General features: G+C 60.2%; 27 protein-coding genes, 1 tRNA gene, 1 pseudogene and 1 riboswitch. Of the genes and pseudogenes, 14 read left to right on the top strand and 15 right to left on the bottom strand.

The features are described 5' to 3' along the window. The first annotated feature begins 81 nt into the window (after positions 1–81). Both GSQ93_RS12865 and GSQ93_RS12860 read left to right on the top strand, forming a co-directional pair. A complete protein-coding gene (locus GSQ93_RS12865) occupies positions 82–462 on the top strand; it encodes a phage holin family protein (RefSeq protein ID WP_158936061.1) in 381 nt (126 codons plus the stop codon). 21 nt (positions 463–483) lie between these two features. Then, positions 484–1,065, top strand: a complete 582-nt coding sequence (locus GSQ93_RS12860) for a DUF3318 domain-containing protein (RefSeq protein WP_367889752.1) — start codon at positions 484–486, stop codon at positions 1,063–1,065. Positions 1,066–1,115: 50 nt separating this feature from the next. Here the strand turns inward: GSQ93_RS12860 and GSQ93_RS12855 are convergent, their stop codons facing one another. The 7 genes and pseudogenes from GSQ93_RS12855 to glyA form a co-directional block, all read right to left on the bottom strand. Then, positions 1,116–1,544 (bottom strand): type IV pilin protein, encoded by a 429-nt coding sequence (locus GSQ93_RS12855; RefSeq protein WP_158936060.1) that lies wholly within the window; start codon positions 1,542–1,544, stop codon positions 1,116–1,118. Beyond that, complete coding sequence (locus tag GSQ93_RS12850) at positions 1,541–2,080, bottom strand: hypothetical protein (protein WP_158936059.1); 540 nt, start codon at positions 2,078–2,080, stop codon at positions 1,541–1,543. The genes GSQ93_RS12855 and GSQ93_RS12850 overlap by 4 nt, the downstream gene beginning before the upstream one ends. Next, positions 2,077–2,892 (bottom strand): PilW family protein, encoded by an 816-nt coding sequence (locus GSQ93_RS12845; protein WP_158936058.1) that lies wholly within the window; start codon positions 2,890–2,892, stop codon positions 2,077–2,079. Before GSQ93_RS12845 ends, GSQ93_RS12850 begins: the two co-directional genes overlap by 4 nt. Continuing rightward, entirely contained in the window at positions 2,889–3,293 is a 405-nt protein-coding gene (locus tag GSQ93_RS12840) for a prepilin-type cleavage/methylation domain-containing protein (RefSeq protein ID WP_216857621.1), read from the bottom strand. The genes GSQ93_RS12845 and GSQ93_RS12840 overlap by 4 nt, the downstream gene beginning before the upstream one ends. Further along, a pseudogene (locus tag GSQ93_RS12835) lies at positions 3,290–3,839 on the bottom strand (GspH/FimT family pseudopilin). The gene GSQ93_RS12840 and the pseudogene GSQ93_RS12835 overlap by 4 nt, the downstream one beginning before the upstream one ends. Before the next feature lie 169 nt (positions 3,840–4,008). Then, positions 4,009–4,491, bottom strand: a complete 483-nt coding sequence (gene nrdR / locus GSQ93_RS12830; protein WP_047845188.1) for a transcriptional regulator NrdR — start codon at positions 4,489–4,491, stop codon at positions 4,009–4,011. Positions 4,492–4,494: 3 nt separating this feature from the next. Further along, a complete protein-coding gene (gene glyA, locus GSQ93_RS12825; protein ID WP_158936057.1) occupies positions 4,495–5,742 on the bottom strand; it encodes a serine hydroxymethyltransferase in 1,248 nt (415 codons plus the stop codon). Positions 5,743–5,903: 161 nt separating this feature from the next. Then, positions 5,904–6,003, bottom strand: a riboswitch (ZMP/ZTP riboswitch). A gap of 323 nt (positions 6,004–6,326) precedes the next feature. Here glyA and ydfG point away from each other — a divergent pair. From ydfG to GSQ93_RS12780, 9 genes are all read left to right on the top strand, one after another. Continuing rightward, positions 6,327–7,073 carry a bifunctional NADP-dependent 3-hydroxy acid dehydrogenase/3-hydroxypropionate dehydrogenase YdfG gene (gene ydfG, locus GSQ93_RS12820; protein ID WP_158936056.1) on the top strand — a complete coding sequence of 249 codons (747 nt, stop codon included), beginning with the start codon at positions 6,327–6,329 and terminating at the stop codon, positions 7,071–7,073. 110 nt (positions 7,074–7,183) lie between these two features. After that, complete coding sequence (gene ybgC, locus GSQ93_RS12815; RefSeq protein ID WP_158936055.1) at positions 7,184–7,699, top strand: tol-pal system-associated acyl-CoA thioesterase; 516 nt, start codon at positions 7,184–7,186, stop codon at positions 7,697–7,699. Positions 7,700–7,892: 193 nt separating this feature from the next. Continuing rightward, positions 7,893–8,570, top strand: coding sequence for a protein TolQ (gene tolQ, locus GSQ93_RS12810; protein ID WP_158936054.1), 678 nt, complete (start codon positions 7,893–7,895; stop codon positions 8,568–8,570). A gap of 10 nt (positions 8,571–8,580) precedes the next feature. Then, positions 8,581–9,027 (top strand): protein TolR, encoded by a 447-nt coding sequence (gene tolR / locus GSQ93_RS12805; RefSeq protein ID WP_158936053.1) that lies wholly within the window; start codon positions 8,581–8,583, stop codon positions 9,025–9,027. Continuing rightward, the gene (tolA, locus tag GSQ93_RS12800) at positions 9,024–10,124 is read left to right on the top strand and encodes a cell envelope integrity protein TolA (protein ID WP_254073861.1); all 1,101 of its coding nucleotides are present in this window, start codon (positions 9,024–9,026) and stop codon (positions 10,122–10,124) included. The genes tolR and tolA overlap by 4 nt, the downstream gene beginning before the upstream one ends. Positions 10,125–10,240: 116 nt before the next feature. Then, positions 10,241–11,533, top strand: coding sequence for a Tol-Pal system beta propeller repeat protein TolB (gene tolB, locus GSQ93_RS12795; RefSeq protein WP_158936052.1), 1,293 nt, complete (start codon positions 10,241–10,243; stop codon positions 11,531–11,533). Positions 11,534–11,577: 44 nt separating this feature from the next. Beyond that, the gene (gene pal, locus GSQ93_RS12790) at positions 11,578–12,084 is read left to right on the top strand and encodes a peptidoglycan-associated lipoprotein Pal (protein WP_031361343.1); all 507 of its coding nucleotides are present in this window, start codon (positions 11,578–11,580) and stop codon (positions 12,082–12,084) included. Between the two features lie 27 nt (positions 12,085–12,111). Further along, positions 12,112–12,861 (top strand): tol-pal system protein YbgF, encoded by a 750-nt coding sequence (gene ybgF, locus GSQ93_RS12785; RefSeq protein WP_158936051.1) that lies wholly within the window; start codon positions 12,112–12,114, stop codon positions 12,859–12,861. A gap of 158 nt (positions 12,862–13,019) precedes the next feature. Beyond that, a tRNA-Lys gene (locus GSQ93_RS12780) sits at positions 13,020–13,095 on the top strand. A gap of 286 nt (positions 13,096–13,381) precedes the next feature. On the opposite strand, the gene GSQ93_RS12775 is transcribed toward GSQ93_RS12780, so the two are convergent. Further along, the gene (locus tag GSQ93_RS12775; RefSeq protein ID WP_254073860.1) at positions 13,382–13,873 is read right to left on the bottom strand and encodes a nucleotidyl transferase AbiEii/AbiGii toxin family protein; all 492 of its coding nucleotides are present in this window, start codon (positions 13,871–13,873) and stop codon (positions 13,382–13,384) included. Between the two features lie 45 nt (positions 13,874–13,918). Further along, entirely contained in the window at positions 13,919–14,878 is a 960-nt protein-coding gene (locus tag GSQ93_RS12770) for a hypothetical protein (protein ID WP_216857620.1), read from the bottom strand. Positions 14,879–15,123: 245 nt separating this feature from the next. On the opposite strand from GSQ93_RS12770, the gene GSQ93_RS12765 reads away from it, so the two are divergent. After that, a complete protein-coding gene (locus tag GSQ93_RS12765; RefSeq protein ID WP_158936050.1) occupies positions 15,124–15,552 on the top strand; it encodes a DUF3293 domain-containing protein in 429 nt (142 codons plus the stop codon). A 98-nt stretch (positions 15,553–15,650) separates the two neighbouring features. On the opposite strand, the gene GSQ93_RS12760 is transcribed toward GSQ93_RS12765, so the two are convergent. The 5 genes from GSQ93_RS12760 to GSQ93_RS12740 form a co-directional block, all read right to left on the bottom strand. Further along, positions 15,651–15,983, bottom strand: a complete 333-nt coding sequence (locus tag GSQ93_RS12760) for a DUF4148 domain-containing protein (RefSeq protein WP_158936048.1) — start codon at positions 15,981–15,983, stop codon at positions 15,651–15,653. A 138-nt stretch (positions 15,984–16,121) separates the two neighbouring features. Then, positions 16,122–16,517 (bottom strand): hypothetical protein, encoded by a 396-nt coding sequence (locus tag GSQ93_RS12755; protein WP_158936047.1) that lies wholly within the window; start codon positions 16,515–16,517, stop codon positions 16,122–16,124. 85 nt (positions 16,518–16,602) lie between these two features. Beyond that, positions 16,603–17,145 (bottom strand): outer membrane protein assembly factor BamE, encoded by a 543-nt coding sequence (bamE, locus tag GSQ93_RS12750; RefSeq protein WP_158936117.1) that lies wholly within the window; start codon positions 17,143–17,145, stop codon positions 16,603–16,605. Between the two features lie 55 nt (positions 17,146–17,200). Further along, positions 17,201–18,118: a peptidoglycan DD-metalloendopeptidase family protein gene (locus tag GSQ93_RS12745; protein WP_158936045.1), complete on the bottom strand. Its 918-nt coding sequence runs from the start codon at positions 18,116–18,118 to the stop codon at positions 17,201–17,203. A gap of 445 nt (positions 18,119–18,563) precedes the next feature. Then, on the bottom strand, positions 18,564–19,223 hold the full coding sequence (locus GSQ93_RS12740) for a VTT domain-containing protein (RefSeq protein ID WP_158936043.1): 660 nt from the start codon (positions 19,221–19,223) through the stop codon (positions 18,564–18,566). A gap of 290 nt (positions 19,224–19,513) precedes the next feature. On the opposite strand from GSQ93_RS12740, the gene mutL reads away from it, so the two are divergent. Further along, positions 19,514–21,526: a DNA mismatch repair endonuclease MutL gene (gene mutL, locus GSQ93_RS12735; RefSeq protein ID WP_158936116.1), complete on the top strand. Its 2,013-nt coding sequence runs from the start codon at positions 19,514–19,516 to the stop codon at positions 21,524–21,526. Further along, entirely contained in the window at positions 21,523–22,461 is a 939-nt protein-coding gene (miaA, locus tag GSQ93_RS12730; protein WP_158936041.1) for a tRNA (adenosine(37)-N6)-dimethylallyltransferase MiaA, read from the top strand. The genes mutL and miaA overlap by 4 nt, the downstream gene beginning before the upstream one ends. A 251-nt stretch (positions 22,462–22,712) precedes the next feature. On the opposite strand, the gene GSQ93_RS12725 is transcribed toward miaA, so the two are convergent. Continuing rightward, positions 22,713–22,904 carry a hypothetical protein gene (locus GSQ93_RS12725; RefSeq protein WP_158936039.1) on the bottom strand — a complete coding sequence of 64 codons (192 nt, stop codon included), beginning with the start codon at positions 22,902–22,904 and terminating at the stop codon, positions 22,713–22,715. Positions 22,905–23,036 lie beyond the last annotated feature (132 nt).

The following is a 23,036-nucleotide window of genomic DNA, read 5'->3' as shown; positions in this document are numbered from 1 at the left end:
GATTAAAAGACCGGCCGGGGCGGCTACGCGACCCGGCCGGAAATATTCGCGCCAAAATAACGCGCTCCTCGCGCTCAAGCCATGACGACAGAAAGGCAATCTCAGCACGATACGCAAGGGCCGTTGCGCCGCATTGTCAGTTCCGTGTTCGCCATTTTCGAAACGCGCCTGGAACTGATCGGCATCGAGCTCGCTGAGGAAAAGGAGCGGCTGATCGGCGTGCTCTTCCTCGGTCTTGCCGCCATGATGCTCACCATGATGGCGCTCATCACGCTCACAGTGCTGATCGCGATCGCGTTCTGGGATACCTACAGGTGGCAATCGCTCGCGGCGATCACGGTTGCGTATGCGCTGTTTGCCGTGCTGTGCGCGGTTCGTGCGCGCGCCGGACTGCTCAATTCCCCTAATGTATTCGACAGTACGCTCGCCGAGTTCAAGAAGGACCGCGACACGTTCAACTGATGTGCGCCCGGGACTCACCTCATGGCGACGCCCGGGCAGTACGACGAAACAGTTTTCATCGACGACTTTCCAAGAGCCTGCCACGCCATGAGTCACTACGACGACACCTTCAAAGCTCAGAAGCGAGCGACCGCGCACAAGCTGAGCACGCCCCACATGCGCGCGCTGCGCAAGGAACTGCTGATCGCGCGGGCGGACGTCGAGCGTATGGAACTCGCGCAAGCCAGCGCCGATCTGCGTTACAAGGTCTCGCATTTCAGCGTCCTGAGTTTGTTGATGCCGGGGCGCCGCAAGCGCGGCCGGGCATCCGGTGCCAGCGGGTTCATGAGCCGGATGAGTGGACTGAGCGGACTTAGTGGCCTGTTCAGTGGCGGCGGTGGCGGTCTGGGCCTGTTGCTCAAGCAATATCCCGTTGTGAGTTCTCTTGCATCGCTGGTGCTCACGAAACCCGTGCGCTCCAGGCTGATCGCAAGCGCGAAACCGATCCTCAAGTGGGGCGGTCTGGGCTTGCTGGGCTGGGAGGCGTATCGCGTGTGGCAACAGATCAGGTCGGCTCCGGACAAACCGTTGCCCACGGACATTGCCGTCGATCCGGACGCCTGACACGCCAGGCCCGGGCCATTCGGGCGGCGCAGTGCGTTTAATCAATCCGCTCATTTGCCGCTCCAGCACGCCGCCACTTTGGGCGGCGTGAGTTTTTCCGCCGACCGATTTGACCTGACGCCCGTCGCGTCCAGCGAATAGATTCCGCACGCGTCCCTATCGTCGACCGGCTGCGCTTCAATCGAATACCCGCCGTTCTGCTCCGACTCGCCGAGCATACGCAACACATAAACCACCGTGCCTAACGCGGGCGCGTGATCGAAGCCAAGCGGCAGCTTCGAGGCCACGTCATTGCTTGAAATCGTTCGTGCGCTCTCCACGTATTGAGCCGCGCGATAGAGTGCCGTCACAGCATACATTCGATGCCCTCTTCTCACCTGTTCCCGATAAATCGGCATGGCGAATGTCGCGATAATCGCCGCCATGCCGAGCGTGATCATCAGTTCGAGCAGCGTGAAGCCCTCGTCTGAAGTTGTCATGGCAGGTTCCCTTGAAATGGCTTTGCGACAATGCGTCGCCAGTGCCGCACGATGCCGCTTTCACTCATCTCGATCTCCTGCTGTAACCACGACTCGTTGTCCGCCATCCGGCCGAAACCGCGAGCGGTGATCAAAACAGCGCCGGCTTGATCGTTAGCCCGCGCCGGCCAAATCTCGATGAGGCATTGGGGCGGTCGTATCGCATAGGGCCACGATGCAAACGGCATCACCGCACTCGCCGATGCACCTTCGAACGAAGCCTTCAGCCGCCATTTGTCCGATTCAACGGCAAGCGGACCGGTGAGGTTTTTCAGCTCGGGCAGAGAGTCAAGCGCGATGCGGGTGCAGCGGATCAACGCGCTGTCGGCGCTGTGAAACGCTTGCACGCGCTCACCCAGATTGGTTGTTGTTCGCGCGCTGACGAGCGCCGCCTCAAGCCATGCGGCGGCGGTGACCAGTAGCATCGACGACATCAGCAGGACGATCGGCAACGCGATGCCGCGTGAACTTCTACGCAAGCGGAAATGTTTTTTCATGACGATGCCGCTCCTGCATTGTTCGGAGCGTTCGGTGTAATCGCTACATTGCGCAGTGCAACGCGACGCCGGAAAACTTGCCGGATACGACCGTCCGCGCACACGACCGACGCACCATCGCAATCGGCATAACGCGGGCGAGCTGCCGCGCTCGGACTGTCTCCTCGCACGAGCACGCACACGTCCACGGCGACGACCAGCGGCCAGCGGTCCTGCGAGATCGCCGAGGCGTCCACGGAGAACGACGCATCCTTCAGCCAATAGCCGAACTTGATCCGTTCAATCCCCTCGACCAGTGGCTGCCCGGTACCGGGCTTGCCGCTTCCCTCGCAATACAGCTCGGGCTCGACCGTGGACGAACTCGCCTTCGCGTAGTAGCGGTTGACGATCCACTCACCCGCCGATATCTGCCCGAGACAGTCGGTCGGCAAGCCGGACGACGACGGCCACGTCGAGATAGTGTCAGCGGCATAGCGGACAACTATGCCGTCGGATCGGCTCGCAAGTGTCTCGCACACGGACGCAGCGTCGCTACCGGTCGGGCGGCCTGGAGAGCATCCGAACAGCGGCGGACCCTTGTCTTGGCCAGTCCCGGCCGGGACGAAACCCGCCATCTGAACTTGCTGGCCAATCAGGTCGAGGGCAGTGCTTGCTGCGTCGCGCAGGCGCGTTGTTTCCGTTGCATGGTCATAGGCAAACCGCTGCCCGCGATACAGCGAAATAGTCGCGAGCACGATCAGCACGCCGAGCGCCACCGAGATTGATAGCTCAAGCAGCGTATGGCCACGCTGCGGGTATCTGGAAGCGGTCATCGTGCAAACGCCACGACAACGCAGGCGAGCTTTGCGCCCACGCCCGGTTCTGCACACACCGCTTCACCGTCACTCGATGCCTGTGCCCGCCATTTCACGACCGCGATGTGCAGACCATCGCCACGGTCCAGCACATCGACATCGCCATCGGGCAACAACGCCGCGGCTCGCGCGCGCCAGTGGGTTATGACCGGATCGCGATCGGCGTCGCGACGGATTCCCTCTGCAACGGAATCCGCAATCGATGTGGCAAGCTCGCGCGCCATCAGCGAACGTTCGTTGCGAGCCAGCCACATTTGCGCGCCGATAATCCCGAGCGCTGTAATAGCCGTCAGCGACATCGCGATCAGGACTTCGATCAGTGAATCGTCTCGGCCGACACTGCGCGATGAACGTGTCATGTCGCCGCTCCGCACGCGCCTTGCGTCAACCGGGGCCGCCCGCCGGCCGCGAGCCGGATACAACGGCGCGCGCGCGCCAAGCGACGCCAACGCGTTGTCGCGCGCACTGAAGTCGAAGCTTCGAAAGCCGCCGATCACCTGGCCCGAAGGCGGCGTGAACGACAATTCACTCCCCGTGCCGACAATAGCAATGCCGCTCGCCGCCGGCTGCATTCTCAACAACACGCGCGCACCGCCTCGATCGGCGAATAGCGCCCATCCGCATGACCAGTCGGTCAAGCCGCCGTTGCAGGGCTTGCTGGCCGCGAGACACGCGTGCGCGGCATCGATCCGGCACATGGTCACGCGTGCCCCGCGCCGAATTGCTTCTGAGCGCGCCAGCGTGAGCGTGGCCATCATCACGCGCGCCCGGGTGTCGATCTGATCGCGCTTATGCCAGACGACAACGGACGGCGTAGCGAACGTGGCAACCACAGCGATCACTGCAAGCACGACCGCGAGCTCGACCAGCGTGAAGCCTGACAAACATCGAAAATTCATCTGCATCCCTTATCGACTGAACTGAACCAACGCTCAATCTAAAGAGATTTTTCGATGTCCGCCATTAGCCGATCGGTCGAGTATCGGACGTGCGAAAGCCTCGACATACTATCGAAACGATCACAGGGTTCAACGCAGGGTTCAAGCGAGAAAGGAAAGGGAAATGCAGAAACGCTCAGCGTTTGCGGGGACTGGATTTGCGCGGCGCAGCGCGCCGGAATTCCTCGAGCACGTCTTCGAATTCGGACACGTCTTCAAAGCGTTTGTAGACCGAAGCAAAACGCACGTACGCGATGGTGTCCAACTGCCGCAGCTCGTTCATCACCAGCTCGCCCAGACGGTCGCTGCGAACTTCGCGCTCACCGCTGCCAAGCAACTGGTATTCGATCCGCGCAACAGCGGCGTCAATGGCGTCTGCCGCAACCGGGCGCTTGCGCAGCGCCAGTTGCATGCTCGCCACAATCTTCGCGCGATCGAACTCGGTGCGGCTGCCATCCTTCTTGACTACCGACGGCAACGCGAGTTCCACGCGCTCATAGGTGGTGAAACGCTTGTCGCAGGCGGGACAACGCCGCCGCCGGCGAATCGCCGCCCCGTCTTCCGACACGCGCGAATCCGCCACTTGCGTGTCCTCGTGCCGGCAGAAAGGGCAGCGCATAGCTTAGCCGTAGACCGGGAATTGCTTGGTCAACGCGGCGACCTTCGCGCGTACGCGCTCGAGGTTGGCTTCGTCTTCCGGCGCATCCAGCACGTCGGCAATCAGGTTACCCACCTGCTCGGCCTCAGCCACGCCGAAACCGCGCGTGGTCATGGCCGGCGAGCCGAGACGCACGCCGCTGGTGACGAACGGCTTTTCCGGATCGTTCGGAATCGCGTTCTTGTTCACCGTGATATGAGCCTTGCCAAGCGCCGCTTCCGCTGCCTTGCCGGTGATGTGCTTCGCGCGCAGGTCGACCAGCATCACATGGCTCTCGGTGCGGCCCGAGACAATCCGCAGGCCGCGCTGCACCAGCGTTTCAGCCAGCACGCGCGCGTTGTCCACGACCTTCTGCTGATAAGCCTTGAATTCCGGCGACAACGCTTCCTTGAACGCAACGGCCTTACCGGCAATCACGTGCATCAGCGGACCACCTTGAATGCCCGGGAAAATGGCCGAGTTGATTTGTTTCTCGTACTCGGCCTTCATCAGGATCACGCCGCCGCGCGGACCGCGCAGGCTCTTGTGGGTCGTGGTCGTGACGAAATCCGCGAACGGCACGGGGTTCGGATAAACACCCGCTGCGATCAGGCCGGCGTAATGCGCCATGTCGACCATGAAATATGCGCCAACGCTCTTGGCGATCTTCGAAAACCGTTCGAAATCGATCTTCAGTGCGAACGCCGACGCGCCCGCCACGATCAGCTTCGGCTTGTGCGCTTTAGCAAGCTCTTCCATTTTGTCGTAGTCAATATCTTCGGCTTCGTTCAAGCCGTAGCTGACCACGTTGAACCACTTGCCGGACATGTTCACCGGCGAGCCGTGCGTCAGGTGACCGCCTTCGGCCAGGCTCATGCCCATGATGGTGTCGCCGGGCTTGAGCATGGCGAAGAACACGCCCTGATTGGCTTGCGAGCCGGAATTGGGCTGCACGTTGGCGGCTTCAGCGCCAAACAGCTGTTTCACGCGGTCGATCGCCAGTTGCTCGACAATATCGACGTACTCGCAGCCGCCGTAATAGCGCTTGCCCGGGTAGCCTTCCGCGTATTTATTCGTGAGTTGCGAGCCTTGAGCGGCCATGACGGCCGGGCTTGTGTAGTTTTCCGACGCGATCAGCTCAATGTGATCTTCCTGGCGCCGGTTTTCCTGCTCGATCACCGCAAACAATTCCGGATCGACTTGGGCAATAGTGCTTTGGGCTTTATCAAACATACGTTTTCCGTTGAATGGATGCCAGTTGACCGGATCGCGCGTGCGCATATGCGCCACGCCGCTGGAGCGCGAAGCACGATGGGTCCCAAGCGAGGCGGAAGAGAGAAGCTCCGTTTGCGCGAGACGGACAGCCACCGGCAACGCAACGAACGCGTGCGGATCTCAGCTGCCCAGGCGAACGGCAAAACGACACCCTGCGCTTCCCGGTGGGTTAATCCACCTTGGATCCGAAGATCCTTGTCGCCAGTTACGCAGGGCTGGAGCGCCCTAGTTTAATGGGCCGCCTGAGAATAGGCAACTCCCGAAAAGCGCCTTAAATAGGTGCTTCCAAGGCCATAAAGTACCGCTGGCCGCCGCGTGGAAGCATCGCGCCAGGGCTAGAATTGCCGGCCGGGAGCGAAATTTGCGATGCTCAGCGGGCTTTATCGGGCCGGATTGAATTATTCACTGACATAAAAACGCACAACTTGCCGCGTCGCAGCAATGGAAGTACGCTGTCCGGCTTTCTCGCGAGCGCCCGGGCGGCGGCGCGCGAAGACTCACTTTCCGTATCCTGACAAGCAACATTAAACCGGAACCCGCACATGATCGTATTTGTCACTGGCGCATCTGCCGGCTTCGGCGCAGCCATTGCCCGCACGTTTGTAAAAGGCGGGCATCGCGTGATTGCGACCGCGCGCCGTAAAGACCGCCTGCTGGCGCTATCGCAAGAACTCGGCGACGCGCTGTTGCCCGTCGAGCTGGACGTTCGCGACGAATCTGCGGTCAAATCAGCCCTCGCGGCGCTCCCGGACGCTTTTTCGCAAATCGACGTGCTCGTCAACAATGCCGGCCTGGCGCTTGGCCTGGAACCGGCACAGCGCGCGAGCCTCGACGATTGGAACAACATGATCGATACCAACTGCAAGGGGCTCGTCACGGTCACGCACGCGCTGTTGCCTGGCATGGTCGAACGCAATCGCGGGCACGTATTCAATCTGGGTTCGGTCGCGGCCACGTATCCCTATGCGGGCGGCAACGTTTATGGCGCGACCAAAGCGTTCGTACGGCAGTTCAGCCTGAACCTGCGCGCGGATCTGATTGGCACGGCGTTACGCGTAACCGACATAGAACCGGGCCTGTGCGGCGGTACGGAATTCTCGAACATTCGCTTTAAAGGCGACGACTCGAAGGCGTCGAATGTCTATAAGGACATGCAGCCGCTCACTCCCGAGGACATTGCCGACTCCATCTACTGGATCGCCACGCGCCCGGCGCACGTGAATATCAATACCATCGAGTTGATGCCGGTTGCGCAGTCGTTCGCTCCGTTGACCGTGTATCGCGGCTGAGCCGGGTCAGTGATCACGCCAGGCGTCCAGCCGATAGTTGCCGGAAAGCAGCGGCCGGCAGCACGATTCGACGGACGTTTTGCGGCTTCCGGTAAAATGCGCGGATGAACATGTCCACCAGCGAGCCTCAGCAGGCGAACGGCCTCTTGACCTTCGATTGGCCGCTCCGGGTCTATTACGAAGACACCGACGCCGGCGGCATTGTCTTCTACGCGAACTACCTGAAGTTTTTCGAACGGGCGCGCACTGAATGGTTGCGCGCGTGCGGTATCGACCAGCGTGTACTGGCCGAGTCGGACGGCGTATTGTTCGTCGTCAAGCGCACGGCGCTGGAATACTCGGCGCCCGCCCGCCTCGACGACGTCGTGCATGTCATGAGCCGGATCGAGCGCATTGGCCGGGCATCGGTGGATTTCCATCAGGAAGCGTGGCGGGACGGCACCTTGCTGGCTTCCGGCGACATCAAGGTGGCGTCGGTCAGTGTTGGCGCCATCCGCCCGGTCGGGATTCCCGCATCGGTGCTCGACGGATTACGTCGCGGACCGCAAAAATCTGTGTCAAACAACGCGTCAACCATGGCGATGCCAACACCGTTTAAATCATCTTGTTCAGAAAAACCCATGTAGACAAAGACCCTTTGGCTTCATCCAGACCTGAACTTAACTGAATCGAGCCGGCGTGCCATCAGGCATGCAGGCACAGAAGTACCGAGCATGTGCTGGCAGGACCTGCCTACGCTTTCAGTCGTTTGTCGAAAGCCTGACAATTTCCAGCCAGTTGCACCTCGGACGCCCCTTTGGGACGTAACAGCGGACTTTTATGAACTCTACACAAGATCTGTCGATCATTTCTCTCGTCATCCATGCCAGCCTGTTGGCGCAGGCCGTCATGGCGCTGTTGCTGATACTGTCGTTGTTGTCGTGGACTTACATCATTCGCAAGTGGTTTGCGATTCGGCGCGCACGGATCCAGACCGAGCGCTTCGAACGCGATTTCTGGTCGGGCGGCGACCTGCAGGCGCTTTACCAGAGCGCGGCGAACAACCGCCATACCATCGGTGCACTGGAGCGTATCTTCGAATCGGGCATGCGTGAGTTCCTGAAGGGCAAGGAGCGCCGCATGAACGATCCGGCGGCCACGCTCGACGGCTCGCGCCGCGCGATGCGCGCCGCGTTCCAGCGTGAAATGGATGTGCTCGAAGTGAACCTGGCGTTTCTCGCGTCGGTGGGTTCGGTCAGTCCGTATATTGGTTTGTTCGGCACGGTCTGGGGGATCATGAATTCGTTCCGCGGCCTCGCTAACGTCCAGCAGGCAACGCTTGCGAACGTGGCGCCGGGTATTGCCGAGGCGCTGGTGGCTACGGCAATCGGCCTGTTCGCCGCCATTCCGGCGGTGGTGGCGTACAACCGCTACGCACACGATATCGACCGCCTCGCCATCCGCTTCGAAACGTTTATCGAAGAGTTCTCGAACATCTTGCAGCGTCAGGCTCACTAAGGAGTTCAGAATGGCCGGAGGTCCAATGCGTTCCAGCATGCGCGGCAGTTCACGGCGCGCCATGTCCGACATCAACGTCGTGCCGTACATCGACGTGATGCTCGTGCTGCTCGTCATTTTCATGGTGACCGCCCCGCTCGTCTCGCCTTCCATCATCAACCTGCCAACGGTCGGCAACGCTGCGCCGCAGGAGCAAACGCCTCCGGTCGTGGTCAATATCAAGGCCGACGGCAGCATGACCGTGCGCTACAAGGACGACAGCGGCGCGTCGCAGCAGCAGAGCATGACAGAGGGCGACCTCAGGACTTTCGTGCTGAATCGGCAGGAATCGCATCCCGACCAGCCCGTCGTGATTGCCGCCGACAAGACCGTGAAATATGAAGTCGTCATGAATGTAATGTCCGATATGAAGGCGCGGGGCGTCAAACGGGTCGGATTGTTAGTCAAATCGCAATGATGAATCGGCAGCCCAGCGGGCACCCTGGCGCGCGGACCAGCGCGCGCCCCATCCGTCCGCCGCGTGAACGCGGGACATGGAAGGCGTTCGCGCTCGCCGCGCTGATGCATGTGTTGCTTGGCATCCTCCTGTATCACGGCGTCAACTGGCAGAACAACACCCCGGCGGGCGCCGAGGCAGAGCTGTGGACCGAGATCCCGGACTTGTCGGCGCCTACGCCTCGCCCTGTTACACCGCCCGCCCCGCCTATCAAGGCGCAGCCGGCGCCGCCACCGGCGAAGGATGAGGAAGCTGACATCGCGTTGCAGGAAAAGAAGCGTAAACAGCAGGAAGCGGCGGCGCGTGCCGCGCAGCTCGCTGAACAGCAGCGGGCGCAGCAACTGGCCGATCAGGAAGCCGAGGCCAAGCGTCAGCAGCAGCTCGCGGCACAACAAGCCGCGCAACAAGCTACCTTGGCGGCGCAAAAAGCGGCTCAGGACAAGCAGAAACAAGCCGATAAGCAAAAGCAGCTCGCTCAGCAGAAGCAGGATCAGCAGAAAGCCGAGCAAGCTAAAGAGAAGCAAGCTGACGCAGCGAAAGCCGCGGAACAGCAGAAGGAAGCAGAAACGAAGGCTCAGGAGCAGGCGGACGCCAAGGCGGCCAAGGCTCAGGCAGACGCGAAGGCGAAAGCCAAGGCTCAGGCCGACGCGCAGGCGAAGGCCAAGCTCGATAAGGAACGTAATGCCCGGCTCGCAGCTTTGCAGGGCCAGGCGGGTGGCGGCACCAGCTCCAGCGGCAACGGATTGGCCAAGAGTGGCACTGGCAGTGGCGCGGGTGGCACGGCGACATCGTCGGGATACGCGGAGAAGGTGCAGCGACGCGTGCGTCCGAACATCACGTGGGGAGGCGAAACGGCGGGACTTGAGACCGTGGTCTCGGTGCGTGTGTCGCCGTCGACCGGTACGTTGTTGTCGGCATCGATCCAACGTTCGAGCGGCAACGAGCAGTGGGACCAGGCTGCGCTCCGTGCTGTTCAGCGCTCGGATCCGATGCCCCTGGACACGAATGGTCAGGCGCCCGGCACGTTTACGATCACGTTGCGTCCGGCGGGTGGTTGAACGGACATGGTAAAACGAGAGCGCACAATGAGCCCTGATGGGAACGAATTGTGCATTCGGCGGTCTGTTCTGCTGCCGCCGATAGTTTAAAAATCGCTTTTTCTGGAACCAGATACATGAGTTTGATGACAAAGCTTGGCCTGAAAACACTCGTTGCATCCTGCCTGATCGCCGCGGGTACCGCCGCACACGCGCAGTTGAATGTGCTTGTTACGGGCGTGGGTTCTACCCAATTTCCTATTGCTACCGCCACGTTTGCCAACGAAGCGAATTCGCCGCAGCAGATCAGCGCGATCGTTCGTCAGGATCTGGCGCGCAGCGGCAAGTTTACGAATATCGATGCAGGCGCCACGCCCGTGTCGGAGACGGATTCCGTCGACTTGGGCAGCTGGAAAGCGAAAGGCGCGGATGCATTTGTCTCCGGCAGCGTGAATCGCCTGCCGAACGGCCAGTACGAAGTGCGCTTCCGCCTCTACGACACGGTTAAGCAGCAGAGCCTGGGCGGCCTGTCGCTCGTCAGCCCGGAAAGCGGTCTGCGGATGAGCGCGCACAAGGTCGCGGATTATATCTACGCAAAATTGCTGGGCGATCGTGGTGTTTTCGCGACGCGCCTGTCGTATGTGATCAAGACCGGTGGCCGCTATCAATTACAGATTTCGGACTCCGATGGCCAGGATGCGCGCATCGCGCTGTCCAGCCCCGAACCGATCATCTCGCCGGCATGGTCGCCTGACGGCACCAAGGTTGCGTACGTCTCGTTCGAGAAGAAAAAACCCGTTGTTTATATCCACGACCTGCCGACAGGCAAGCGTGTGATCGTATCGAATCAGAAAGGCAATAACAGTGCACCGGCGTGGTCGCCGGACGGCCGCAAGCTTGCGGTCGCCCTGTCGACTACCGGCAACACGCAGATTTTCCAGGTGAACGCGGACGGTAGCGGTCTGCGTCGCCTGACACTCGGCAGCTCGATTGATACCGAGCCGGCTTACTCTCCCGATGGCAACACGATTTATTTCACGAGCGACCGCGGCGGCCAGCCCCAGATTTACAAGATGTCTGCGAACGGCGAAAGCGCAGGCCAGGCACAGCGCGTCACATTCACGGGCAATTACAATACAAGCCCGCGAGTGAGCCCGGACGGCAAGCAGATTGCGTACATTTCGCGTGTTGGCGGCGGCTTCAAGTTGTATTTGCTGGACCTCGCGTCCGGCACGGCGACTGGCCTGACCGACACCACGAATGACGAATCGCCCAGTTTTGCGGCGAATGGTCAGTACATCCTCTACGCCACCCAGGTGAGCGGGCGTGGCGTGTTGGCGGCTGTGTCGACCGATGGTCGTACGCGGCAAGTCTTGTCGCTTCAGGGGGGCAGCGTACGCGAGCCGTCCTGGGGTCCGTTCATGCAATAAACCTCACGCAATAACTTAAGCAGCAACACACAAGGAGAGTAACCATGATGTCTAAAATTCGTATCGGCTTTGCAGTGGCGATGGTCGGTGCATTGGCCGCATGTCATTCAGGCGTGAAGCTGGATGAAGGTGCAAACAAAGGCGCGATCGGCACGCAACCCGACGCGAACGCAGTTCAACAGGTCAATGTCGATCCGCTGAACGATCCGAACAGCCCGCTGGCAAAGCGCAGCATTTACTTCGACTTCGACAGCTACGCTGTTCGTGACGACTATCAGCCGCTGCTGCAACAACACGCGCAGTATCTGAAGAGCCATCCGGACCGTCACGTCCTGATCCAGGGCAACACCGACGAACGTGGCACGAGCGAGTACAACCTGGCGCTGGGCCAGAAGCGTGCTGAAGCTGTGCGTCGCGCGATGTCGCTGCTGGGCGTGGCCGATTCGCAGATGGAAGCCGTGAGTCTGGGCAAGGAAAAGCCGCAGGCAACCGGGCATGACGAGTCCTCGTGGGCGCAGAATCGCCGCGCTGATCTCGCTTATCAACAGTAACGTAACCAGTCACGGGTGAGTCGCCGTATGTTGTATCGCTTCCCCTCGCTGCGCGCGGTCGCAGTTGCTTGTTTGTTAGGTTCGGCCGTGGTCGGCGGGTCAGCGCACGCGGCGTTGTTCGACGACAATGAAGCGCGTAAAGCCGTGCTTGATTTGCGCACGAAAACGGACAGCTTGGCTAGCCAGTTGTCCGCCGCTCAGCGCACGATCCTCGACCAATCGAATCGTCTCGACCAGTTGAATCAGCAGGTCGCTACGCTTCGAGGCCAGAACGAGGACTTGGCCAACCAATTGACGACGGTGCAAAAGCAGCAAAAGGACTACTACACTGACCTCGATGGCCGGTTGAAGAAGTTCGAACCGCAGCAGCAAACGGTGGATGGCGTGCAAGGGACGGTGCAGCCCGGCGAGACTGAATCGTTCAACGCGGCATCGACGCAGTTCCGTAATGGCGACTTCAAGAACGCTGCTGCGTCGTTCAAGACGTTTGTCGCCAAGTATCCGGACAGTCCGTACCAGCCCACCGCGCAATATTGGCTGGGCAATGCGCAGTATGCTTTGCGTGATTACAAGGGTTCGACAGCAACCTGGCAAAATCTGGTGACGAAATATCCGACGCATCCGCGGGCGCCCGATGCGCTGCTCGCGATCGCGAACAACCAGATCGAGCAGGGTCAGAAAGCCGCTGCGAAAAAGACGCTGGATCAAGTCATCTCGCAGTACGGTGGAACGGAAGCCGCGCAGTCGGCTCAAAGCAAGATGTCGCAGGTGAAGTAAGCGAAGCTGGTCTTGCGCCTCTCGTGAAAGAGCCCGTAGCGTGGTTGCTGCGGGCTTTTTCTTTAGGTTTCTTTTGCTTTTTCTTCGTTCCGTGATGCGGAGCATTTTTACGCTCCGTTGACAACTTGTGGTCCATGTGACTATAATTTCGGCTCTTTGGGTCGTTAGCTCAGCTGGTAGAGCAGCGGACTTTTAATCCGTTGGTCACAGGTTCGAATCCCGTACGGCCTACCAAAGACATAAAGGGCTCAGCGCAAGCTGAGCCCTTTTCTCGTTGGAGAGGCTCAACGAAGGATCCGGATTTCGTTCGGGCTACAACTACCTGGGCTCGCCTCCGCCGTCCGACTCTTTTTTGAGTGTCACTCCCAGACTCAAGGCGCGCTCGCTGCGTCAGGTTTCATCTCTAGTGAATTGTTTGTTGTTCTAACGCGATGAGCAAGCCAGTCTGGGCCTCCCGCGCAGCACCCATCACGGTCGCCGTCCCCTTTTTTTACGGCTCTCAACTCAAGAAAACAATCAATCAAGGTCGGCGCAATCGTGACTTGGGCAGCGGTTTCCCCTCGGGAATCTCTCTCAAAAACTCAGTCGCGAGAGTAACGGCGTGATCGAAGGTGGGTGTGTAGTCCAAGGTCTGAATGTCCGAGAACCTCTGACGGATGAACACGTCACGCGAAGCCAACTGCTCAAGAAAAATGTCTCGGTGGCGGATCAGGAATTCACCAGCCGCCAGCAATGCAGCAGGGTCACGCTTAATCACGAGACTGAGGTCAAATAGATCACGCGCGGTCGCACGATCACCTCGATGCCACATTTTCTTCGCCACGATTTCAGCAGCCGTCTCCACTTTTACCGGCCGATCGAGCAGGGTCCATAGATCGTATCCGGCGTTAGTCAGATTCGACGAAACAACAAAGTCAATCTCGCCTTCAGGCAGAAGCAGCTTCACGAATTGCGCGTGCTCTTCATACTCAGTCGTGATATCCGACGCAACATCGCTGATGCGCGGATTCACAAACCCTAGTATTGCGGATCGGGCACAAAAATATCGATGTCCTTGCTAGCACGTGCGGACCAGAAGCTCGGTGTAGGCGCGCATGAACGGCAGTCCCATCGTCAATTCCGCACGGTCGGGCAGGACAAAATCCGGTCGATTTCTAAATTCCTTCGCTATGCTAAACAGATAATCCCAGCGTCCAGCGGTTAACCCCGCCGCGTGGGGCCCAAGCGCATGCAGGATTTCATCCATTTCGTATGCGGCGCCAATGTGCTCGATCAACACAGTGGCACGTATGCTCCCACGGGGAATCCCCATCCAGTCCTGCGCAAATTCGAATACATCGTTCCACAGCTTCGCTTCGAGGTGATTCTCAAGCTTCGGCAAGTAGAAATAAGGCCCGCTGCCGCGCGCTAGTTGCCTGCGCGCACAATGAAAGAAGTACAGGCCGAAATCAACCAGACTAGCTGATGCCGCTTGTCCATCGACCGTCACATGCCGCTCAGGCAAATGCCAGCCGCGCGGCCTGACGATGATCGCGGTCGTGCCGCCTTCGAGCCTGTAGTGCTTGCCCCGCGGATCAAGGTAGGCGATATCGCCCATGACCGCTTCTCTCAGGTTCCGCTGACTCGCCATGGCGTTGTGCCAGGTGGGCGACATCGCGTCTTCCAGATCGGCCACCCATACTTGCGCACGGGCATTGAGCGCGTTGATGACAACCTTCCGGTTCTCTGCCGGACTGGCAATCTCCACGCGTCTGTCGATCAAATCTTGGGGAGGTGCAGGAACGCGCCAATCCGGATCATTGCGGATGCCGGCTGTGCTGGCTAAGAATTCGAAGTGACCGCCATTCAGGCGATGGCCCGAACACTCTTTGCGATAGTGGAGAATGTGCTGGCGCGGCTGGGAAAATTCGCGATCCAATGCCGCTATAAAGTCCGTGGCTTCGACGGACCACACATCGGGGAATAGCTCCGCCCCATCGCTTTCGATGAAGCAGGTCGCTCGAGTCGTCTTGGCCAACCTGAACTCCACAAAAGTAATTGTGTGTTCCCTGCCGGTTAGTCGAGCGCGCGGCGGTTGGTTTTCACTATCGATGCTGTAGCGGAATTGTTCAAGCGTGAAAGGGAAATGCCGCGTTGCGGATTTGCGCACAATGAAGCGGCATCGCTTTTCGCTCGACTTCGAGACGCAACAACACTCGATTCGGTCTGATACGATTTCTACAGAATGCAGGCGGTGTTCGCCCTAGCGCCAAGGAGATTGCTTTGCAATTCAATTCGGCCATCGACCCGGACACGCTCCGGGCTTACGAGGAAACGCATTATCGTGTCCTGGGTGATGCTCCGGCAACGCTGCGCATAGGCCACGCCAATCCCGAACTTGCGAAACTTCATCGGGCCTTTGACGTCGACTGCAGTGCGTTTGTCACGGCGGCGAATCCGTTCAGCACGTTAACCCGTGCAACGGACAATGCGGTCCGGCAAGCCGCGCTTGCAGAACAGCTTGGCGGCATGGGACTGCGCTTTATCGAAGGGATCGGCGAGCACCCGTCGGGGACATGGCCGGGCGAGCCGAGCTTCCTGGTTCTTGGAATAACACTTAGTGATGCAAAACAATTGAGTATGCAGTATAGGCAAAACGCGATCGTATGGTGCGACTCGGACACCGTGCCTCAACTGATCCTTCTACGATAATTCGTGCAAGCAGCTAACGCTAATCGCTTAAGCCCGTGCAATCACGAAAGTACGACCCGCAGCTCAAGCAAACTATGAACGGGTCGTCCGTGCGTTCATCAAGAACCCGCATAGATGTTGCAGAAGCTGTACGGCCCGACACACGCCTCATGACTCGGGCTGCCGACATTCGCAAAGCGCGACGAGCTGACGCTCGAACCGGCTGCCACGCCACCATAGGCCGATGTGCCCTGCCTGGCTTGTGCGACCTGATTCGTATAGATGCGAGCTACATCGGGATAAGAAGCGTTGCTGACGAGTTGCGAACCGTCTTGCTGCGCTTCAACGAGTTGTTGGCGGACCTCGGCGCGGGTCAGGCCCTGAGCTTGGGCAAATGCGCTTGACGATGCGAGGACAGCAGCGGACACAACGAACAGGGCAATCTTTTTCATTTTCGACTCCAGAGTGTTTAACGGGTTGGTACTAGGGCGAACCCATTTTTTCCCCGTCTATTCCGGATGAATCGAAAATAATTTACGAGCGGTCCTCGCGGCACCTGCTCATCCAAACGTCAGACCATGCGTGCGAGATCACCGGCCGTCGCGTGCAATCCCTTCTTCAGGGCGATGGGGTGTCAGCGCGTCGTGCACGCCTCGACGCGTGCACTCCGCACACCAGCGGCGCGTGGCAGCGTCCGCTTGCGCGTCCCAGCCATGCCCGAATGCGCATTCCCATCGCAACGGCGTGGCGGCATCAACATAACTCGCCGATAACAATCTACCGCCCCGCTCCTTGGCAAGGGCCTTCAGCCGCTCCGTGTGCTGTTCGCGGCGCTGCGTTGCACAGTTCATGCGGCGCACGTTCTGCGCGGCGCTCACGCCGTCGTCCCATGCGTGCCCGCGGCCGCATTGCCAGAGCGCGTCGGCCGTCTGAAGCGTTTTCAACGTCAACGCCCGGTCCGCGCGATGACGCGCCGCGAGCGCCATCAACGCCTCGGGCTCAAGCGCGTGTTTTTGGTTTTTGGTGATCCATCAGTATGGGTGCCGATATTGAAACGCCCCGCCGCGCAACTCAATGCTTGCCGCCGCCTAATGCTTCCGATCGCGATGTGGTCGTCACAATGCCATCGGGGCCAAAATGCGCGTTGAACATGGCATCGCGCGTCACACCGCCCTCCTCCCAATGCCAGCTCCACACGCGCTCCTTCTTGAGCGGATATTCGGCGATGGTAGTCGGCTTGCCCAGCAGGCGCCGCACTTCGTCCTGCGTCATACCCGGCCGTACCTTGGCGATGTTCTCCGCCGTCAGCACCTGCGTGACCGAGACGAACTTGCCGTTTGCATCGATATCGACGAAATAGGTATTCGTGCCCGCCGGGCCACGCGGATACTCAAGACGCTTCGAGCCGTCGGTATAGGTTCGCGCCGTTTCCGGCTCACCCATCTGATCGCGAATCTGTGCCTCGGTCGTCACGCCCGGCGTCAGGTCCTTGAGCAGCAGCGTGTCTGGTTTGACGGCGTTGAAAAACGCTTTGAGCTTGTTCATGGCATCCGCGTTTTGCTGGTCGTTGCAGCCGGCCAAGAGGACAGCGGACACGCATGCGGCAGCGAGCATGAGCCTTTTCATATCGGCCTGGCTCCCGCTGCACGCGCAATGCCCGCCGTATTCATCAGCCGGCCTTCTTCAGTGACGGCACCGGATCCACGGCCTGCCCCGACTTGCGCAGTTCGAAGTGCAGCAGCGGCTTGTTGCTCGGCCCGGTCCCCATTTCCGCGATGGTCGCGCCCTGGCGCACGGTATCGCCTTCCTTCACCAGCAACTTGCCGTTGTGCGCATAGGCGGTCAGGAAGTCGTTGCTGTGCTTGACGATGATCATCTGTCCGTAAGCGCGCAAACCGCTGCCCGCATACACCACCCTGCCCGCCGCCGCGGCTTTCACGGGTTCGCCGAGCTTGCCGCCAATATCGATACCCTTGCTGCCGCCTTCGCCGAACTTCGTGATCACGTCGCCTTGTGCCGGCCATGTGAGCCACGCGCCCTTCGAATTGATCGCGGGCGTGCTGGTGTCGGCCGGGGCGTTGTTATTGCTCGCCGTAGCGGGCGGTGCGCCGATGATCGGCGGCCCTGCCTTCGATCCCGCCGCCGATGAAGCCTGTTTGCTCCAGTCGTCACCGTTGGCGGCCGTGCCGGTGCTGCCCGGTGGCGCCACGCGCAACAACTGGTCGATGTTGACCTGCTTGCTCTCAGGCAGGTTGTTCCACTTGAGGAGATCGGACGGCCGCTGCTTTTGGGCGCGTGCAATGCCATAGAGCGTGTCGCCCGGTTTCACCCGATAGAACCCGGGCCCCGCATCCGCCTGCACCGGCGCGATGGCGACCGGCCCGGCGGACCCGGCGCCCGGCGGCGTGGTGGGGATCAACGCTGGCGAGCTCGTGCCGCCCGTCGACTGTTCGACGATAGGCGCGGGCGTCAGCGCCGTCGAGCAACCGGCGATGGAAACAGCCACGCCAATGGAAACGAGCGCACCGAGCACTCCCCCGCGGCCGATGACGGCCCATCCTGAATTACCTGAACGCGATACCGCCATGCTTGCCGTTTTCCCTGACTTCCTGTTATCGATATTTCCGGGCTGCGTCCAAGCGCTTAGAACCGCATGCCGGCGCCACATCCGCCAAAAGCCCCGCCGTTCGTTGCACTGCCGCCGCAACCAAAAATCCCGCAGCCGGCGAGCAGCGCCGTTACACCCAGCACCGCCACCGCCAGCCTGAGACGACGCCAGTTACCCGCCGCTCCCGCTTCACTTCTTGTTCGTTCCAACATCAGCTATGAGACCTCGCCAACCTTCGCCAGCATAAAACATTTAACGTTAATTCACGAAACGCCGGAATCGTTCATCTCGATATTCGAACCACCGAGCCGACAATTCGGCATTCTAACCTTTTACGTTTTGGCGGCGAAGACGCCAGCGGGCCGAGTAGCGTGCCCGTGATTTATGCGCTTTAGAACCACGCTTTTGAGTCACTCAATCCAGCTCAATTACCCGCTTTACGCCGCATAACTTTCCACAACGCGCCCAGCGCAATCGGCACGATTGCCGCGCACACGCCGACCAGCGCGATCACGTTCAGATACTGGCGAATAAACGGGATATTGCCGAAGAAATAACCGAGCAACACGAGCAACAATACCCAGATCAGCGCGCCGAGTATGTTGAACAATTGAAAACGCGAGGCTTTCATCGCCGATGCGCCCGCCACAAAGGGCGCGAACGTCCGCACGATCGGCACGAAGCGCGCGAGCACGATGGTTTTGCCGCCGTGCCGCTCGTAGAAGCCTTGCGTCTTGCGGAGCGCTTCGCGATCGAGGAAACGTTCGAGCACGGGAATATGGGTATCGAATACCTTGGGGCCGATCGCGCGGCCAATCCAGTAATTCACCGTATTCCCGAGAATGGCCGCGATCAGCAGCAGGGCGATCAGCGCGCCGAGATCCATGGACCCGCTCGCCGCGAACGCGCCGCCAATGAACAGCAGCGAGTCACCCGGCAGGAACGGCAACACCACGAGCCCCGTTTCACAGAAAACGATCAGGAACAGCACCGCGTACACCCAGCCGCCGTAATGCTGGATGAAGAAACCGAGCGATTTGTCGATGTGGAGAATAAGACTCAGGAATGACAGCAGCGTATCCAAAAGGGGGCCTCGACCAGGATGAAATGAGCGGGAAACCAGCAACAACAACGTGCACGCGCGGGCGCATCGTTGCGAAAACGTTGCGATAAAAACAGTCGCGCCATGATACCGAACTCGCCGCCGGAAAATTCGCGAAGCGCGTGTTCATTGGCGAGTTTTAGCGCTAAACGGCCCGTTTTCGCTGTTCGGAAACGCTTAGAACGGTATGCCGTTCGGTGACTGGCAAACGCGTAATGGCAGACCGAACGGCGGCGAAATCGTTCACGCGCGTGAAGCTTTATAATTTCGACATGCCCGATCTCATCGATTCATCCGACACCGTATCCCACTCCTCCGCCCCCGCCGGGCGCTTGACGCGCGCCATTCAGCCCTTGCCCGACCAGCTGATCAGCCAGATCGCGGCGGGCGAAGTGGTCGAACGGCCGGCGTCGGTGGTGAAGGAGTTGCTCGAAAACGCGCTGGATGCCGGCGCGTCGAGCTTGCGGATCACCCTCGACGAGGGCGGCGTGAAGCGGATCATGATCGTCGACGATGGCTGCGGCATTCCTCCCGCCGAACTCTCCTTGGCGTTGTTGCGCCACGCCACCAGCAAGATCCGCTCGCTTGCCGAACTGGAAGCCGTGGCGTCGCTGGGGTTTCGAGGCGAAGCGCTGGCGTCGATTGCGTCGGTGGCGGAGCTTTTCATCACCAGCCGGACGGCGGCGTGCGCGCATGCGACCCGCATCGACGCCCAGACCGGCGCGATCTCGCCGGCGGCCGGGACGATCGGCACGACCATGGAGGTGCGCGAGCTGTACTTCAACACGCCCGCGCGCCGCAAATTCCTGAAAAGCGAGCAGACCGAACTCGGGCATTGCCTGGAAGTGATCCGGCGCGTCGCTTTGGCGCGGCCGGACATCGCGATATCGGTGATCCATAACGGCAAAGCCGTCGAGCACTGGAATGCGTCGGACCCGTCCACTCGCGTGGCGAAAATTCTCGGCGATGTCTTCGCCACCGCGCATCTGCCGCTCGACGAACGCGCCGGGCCGCTGGCCGTGTATGGCTGCGCCGGCCTGCCGACCGCGAGCCGTGGCCGCGCCGATCAGCAATACTTCTTCGTCAACGGCCGCTTCGTGCGCGACAAACTGCTGACGCACGCCGTGCGCGCCGCTTACGAGGACGTGCTGCACGGCAACCGCTATCCGTCGTACGTCCTGTTCCTCGATCTGCCGCCGGAATCGGTGGATGTGAACGTGCATCCGTCGAAAATCGAAGTGCGTTTCCGCGATTCACGCTCGATCCATCAGTACGTGTTCCACGCCGTGCAGCGTGCGTTGGCGCGTAACGCGGGGGCATCGCCGGAAACGACAGCCGGTGGCCACGCCGCGCAACTCCAACCGACGGGTATCGCTCCGTTCAGCGCCCGGCCGTATGCGGGCGCGGGCTTGGCAGGCATGGGCACGGGTTCGCTAAACGATTCCACGCTGGGCTCGGGGCACAAGACCGACAGCGGTACGAACTGGCTGCGGCAATCGCGGATGACTCAGGGGAATCTGCCGGTCGCGCAGCCGCTGGCACTGTACGACGCTTTATTCGGCCACCGCGATGTGAACGCCGGCACGCCGCAGGGCTCGACGCTTGCCGCTGGCGTCAACTCCTCTGAGGCTTACTCGCCGAACCAGCCCAGCGCGCCGCTCTACGCCGCGATGCCGGGTGTGCCCGATTTCCCTGCAGACGAACAACCGCTGGGCTTCGCGCTGGGCCAGATTCATGGCATCTACGTACTGGCGCAGAACGCGCAGGGGTTGATCATCGTGGACATGCACGCGGCCCACGAGCGCATCCTTTACGAGCAGTTCAAGAACTCGCTGGCTGATCGGGCGATCGCTGTTCAGCCGTTGCTGATTCCCGTCACGATGACCGTCGATGCGGTGGAAATGGGCGTAGTCGAGGAAGAGCGCGAGGTGCTGGACGCGTTGGGATTCGACCTTGCGATTCTGTCACCCGGCTCGATAGCGATTCGCGCGGTCCCTGCCCTGCTGAAAGATGCCGATTTGCAGTCTTTGGCGCGCGCCGTGATTTCCGATTTGCAGGCTTACGGCGGCTCGCGGGTATTGACCGAGCGACAGCATGAATTGCTGGGTACGCTGGCCTGCCATCACGCGGTGCGAGCAAACCGGCGGCTGACGCTGGACGAGATGAACGGCCTGTTACGCCAGATGGAAGCCACCGAGCGTGGCGACCAGTGCAACCACGGCCGTCCGACCTGGTTCCAGTTGACGCTCGGCGATCTCGACCGACTTTTCATGCGCGGCCAATGAGCGCGCGGCGGATTGCGTGTTTGCTCGGGCCGACGGCATCGGGAAAGACGGCGGCCGCGCTCGCGTTCGCGCAGCGGCGGCCGGTGGAAATTATCAGCGTGGATTCGGCGCTGGTTTATCGCGGGATGGATATAGGCACGGCTAAACCGACTGCGGAAGAACGCGGGATGGCGCCGCATCATCTGATCGATATCATCGATCCGACTGAAGCTTATTCCGCGGCGCAGTTTCGCAATGATGCCTTGAAGCTGGTGGCGGAGATTGAAGCGCGTGGAGGGATTCCGCTATTGGTCGGCGGGACGATGCTGTATTACATGGCATTGACGCGTGGGTTGAATGAGTTACCCGAAGCTAATCCGGAAATGCGCGCTGAACTCGATGCAGAAGCGGCGCGCGACGGCTGGCCTGCTTTGCATGCGCGATTAGCTTTGATTGATCCAGAAACCGCGGCGCGGTTGGCGCCTAACGACTCGCAGCGAATTCAGCGCGCGCTGGAAGTGTTCATGCTGAGCGGCAGGGCTTTATCCGCAATATTGAAAGACCCGAAAAAGAGCCAGGATGGCGAACCTGAATTCGTTCCGATTGCGTTGGAGCCATCGGATAGAAGCGTGCTGCATCGGCGGATCGAAAAGCGCTTCGACGAAATGTTGAAGGCGGGCCTGATAGAAGAAGTCGAAAGCCTGCGCGCGCGGGGTGATTTAACACCGACGATGCCATCGATGCGCTGTGTGGGATATCGGCAGGCTTGGGAATATCTGGATCGGGAAATCGACTACGCGACCATGCGCGATAAAGGCGTATTCGCTACGCGCCAGTTGTGTAAAAGGCAGTTGACATGGTTGAGGGGGATCAAGGAGCGGCGAGTGGTGGATTGCGCCCGCGACGATGCGCTGGAAATGACGGTGGCGGAAATTGAGCGGGTGGTTCGTATTTAGTGCGTGGTAAGCGAAGCCGAGGTGGCGCGATACTAGTCGACGAACTTCGTGCGACGCGTATCGACCAACTACGGCCCTCTAGCGCCGCTGGAAACATCGTTAACAATCGTGATCTACCTTACGTATCAGATACTTCTGACCGTTGGAGCGGAAATTGTTGATTGCGACCGGCTGCTATCTCAGCTTTCGAAGGAGCGAAACGATCGATATAACGCATACCGGTAAAAGTATAAGCAGCTCGGGGATGGTAATTAACATAGCAAATCCGCGCCCAAGTCGGATCCCTCGGGAAGATGCCTTGGCTCGGTGAGGCTGTGATACATGAGCAAGTTAAGGGTTATGTTCCAAATGACGAAGGCGAGCACAATTCCGGCACCAGCGGCCAAAATGCCCAGCGAAGCTTTTTCGACCGTGCCGATCTTAATTTCGTCATTCTGGTCCATCGCGAACCTCAGATGATGATTTAAAAGCTCGTGCATTGTTCCATAGACGGGACACTGCGAGCGTGCTCATGCGAACGATTCGAAATATGTCCTGGTCGGGTAGGGCCAATTGCAGTGGGCATTAGCCGGCCG

The sequence above is a fragment of the Burkholderia sp. S171 genome (assembly GCF_009766085.1).
Taxonomy (GTDB): domain Bacteria; phylum Pseudomonadota; class Gammaproteobacteria; order Burkholderiales; family Burkholderiaceae; genus Caballeronia.
The sequence above is the reverse complement of the archived record's forward strand: the minus strand, read 5'-3'. Positions and strand labels throughout refer to the sequence as shown.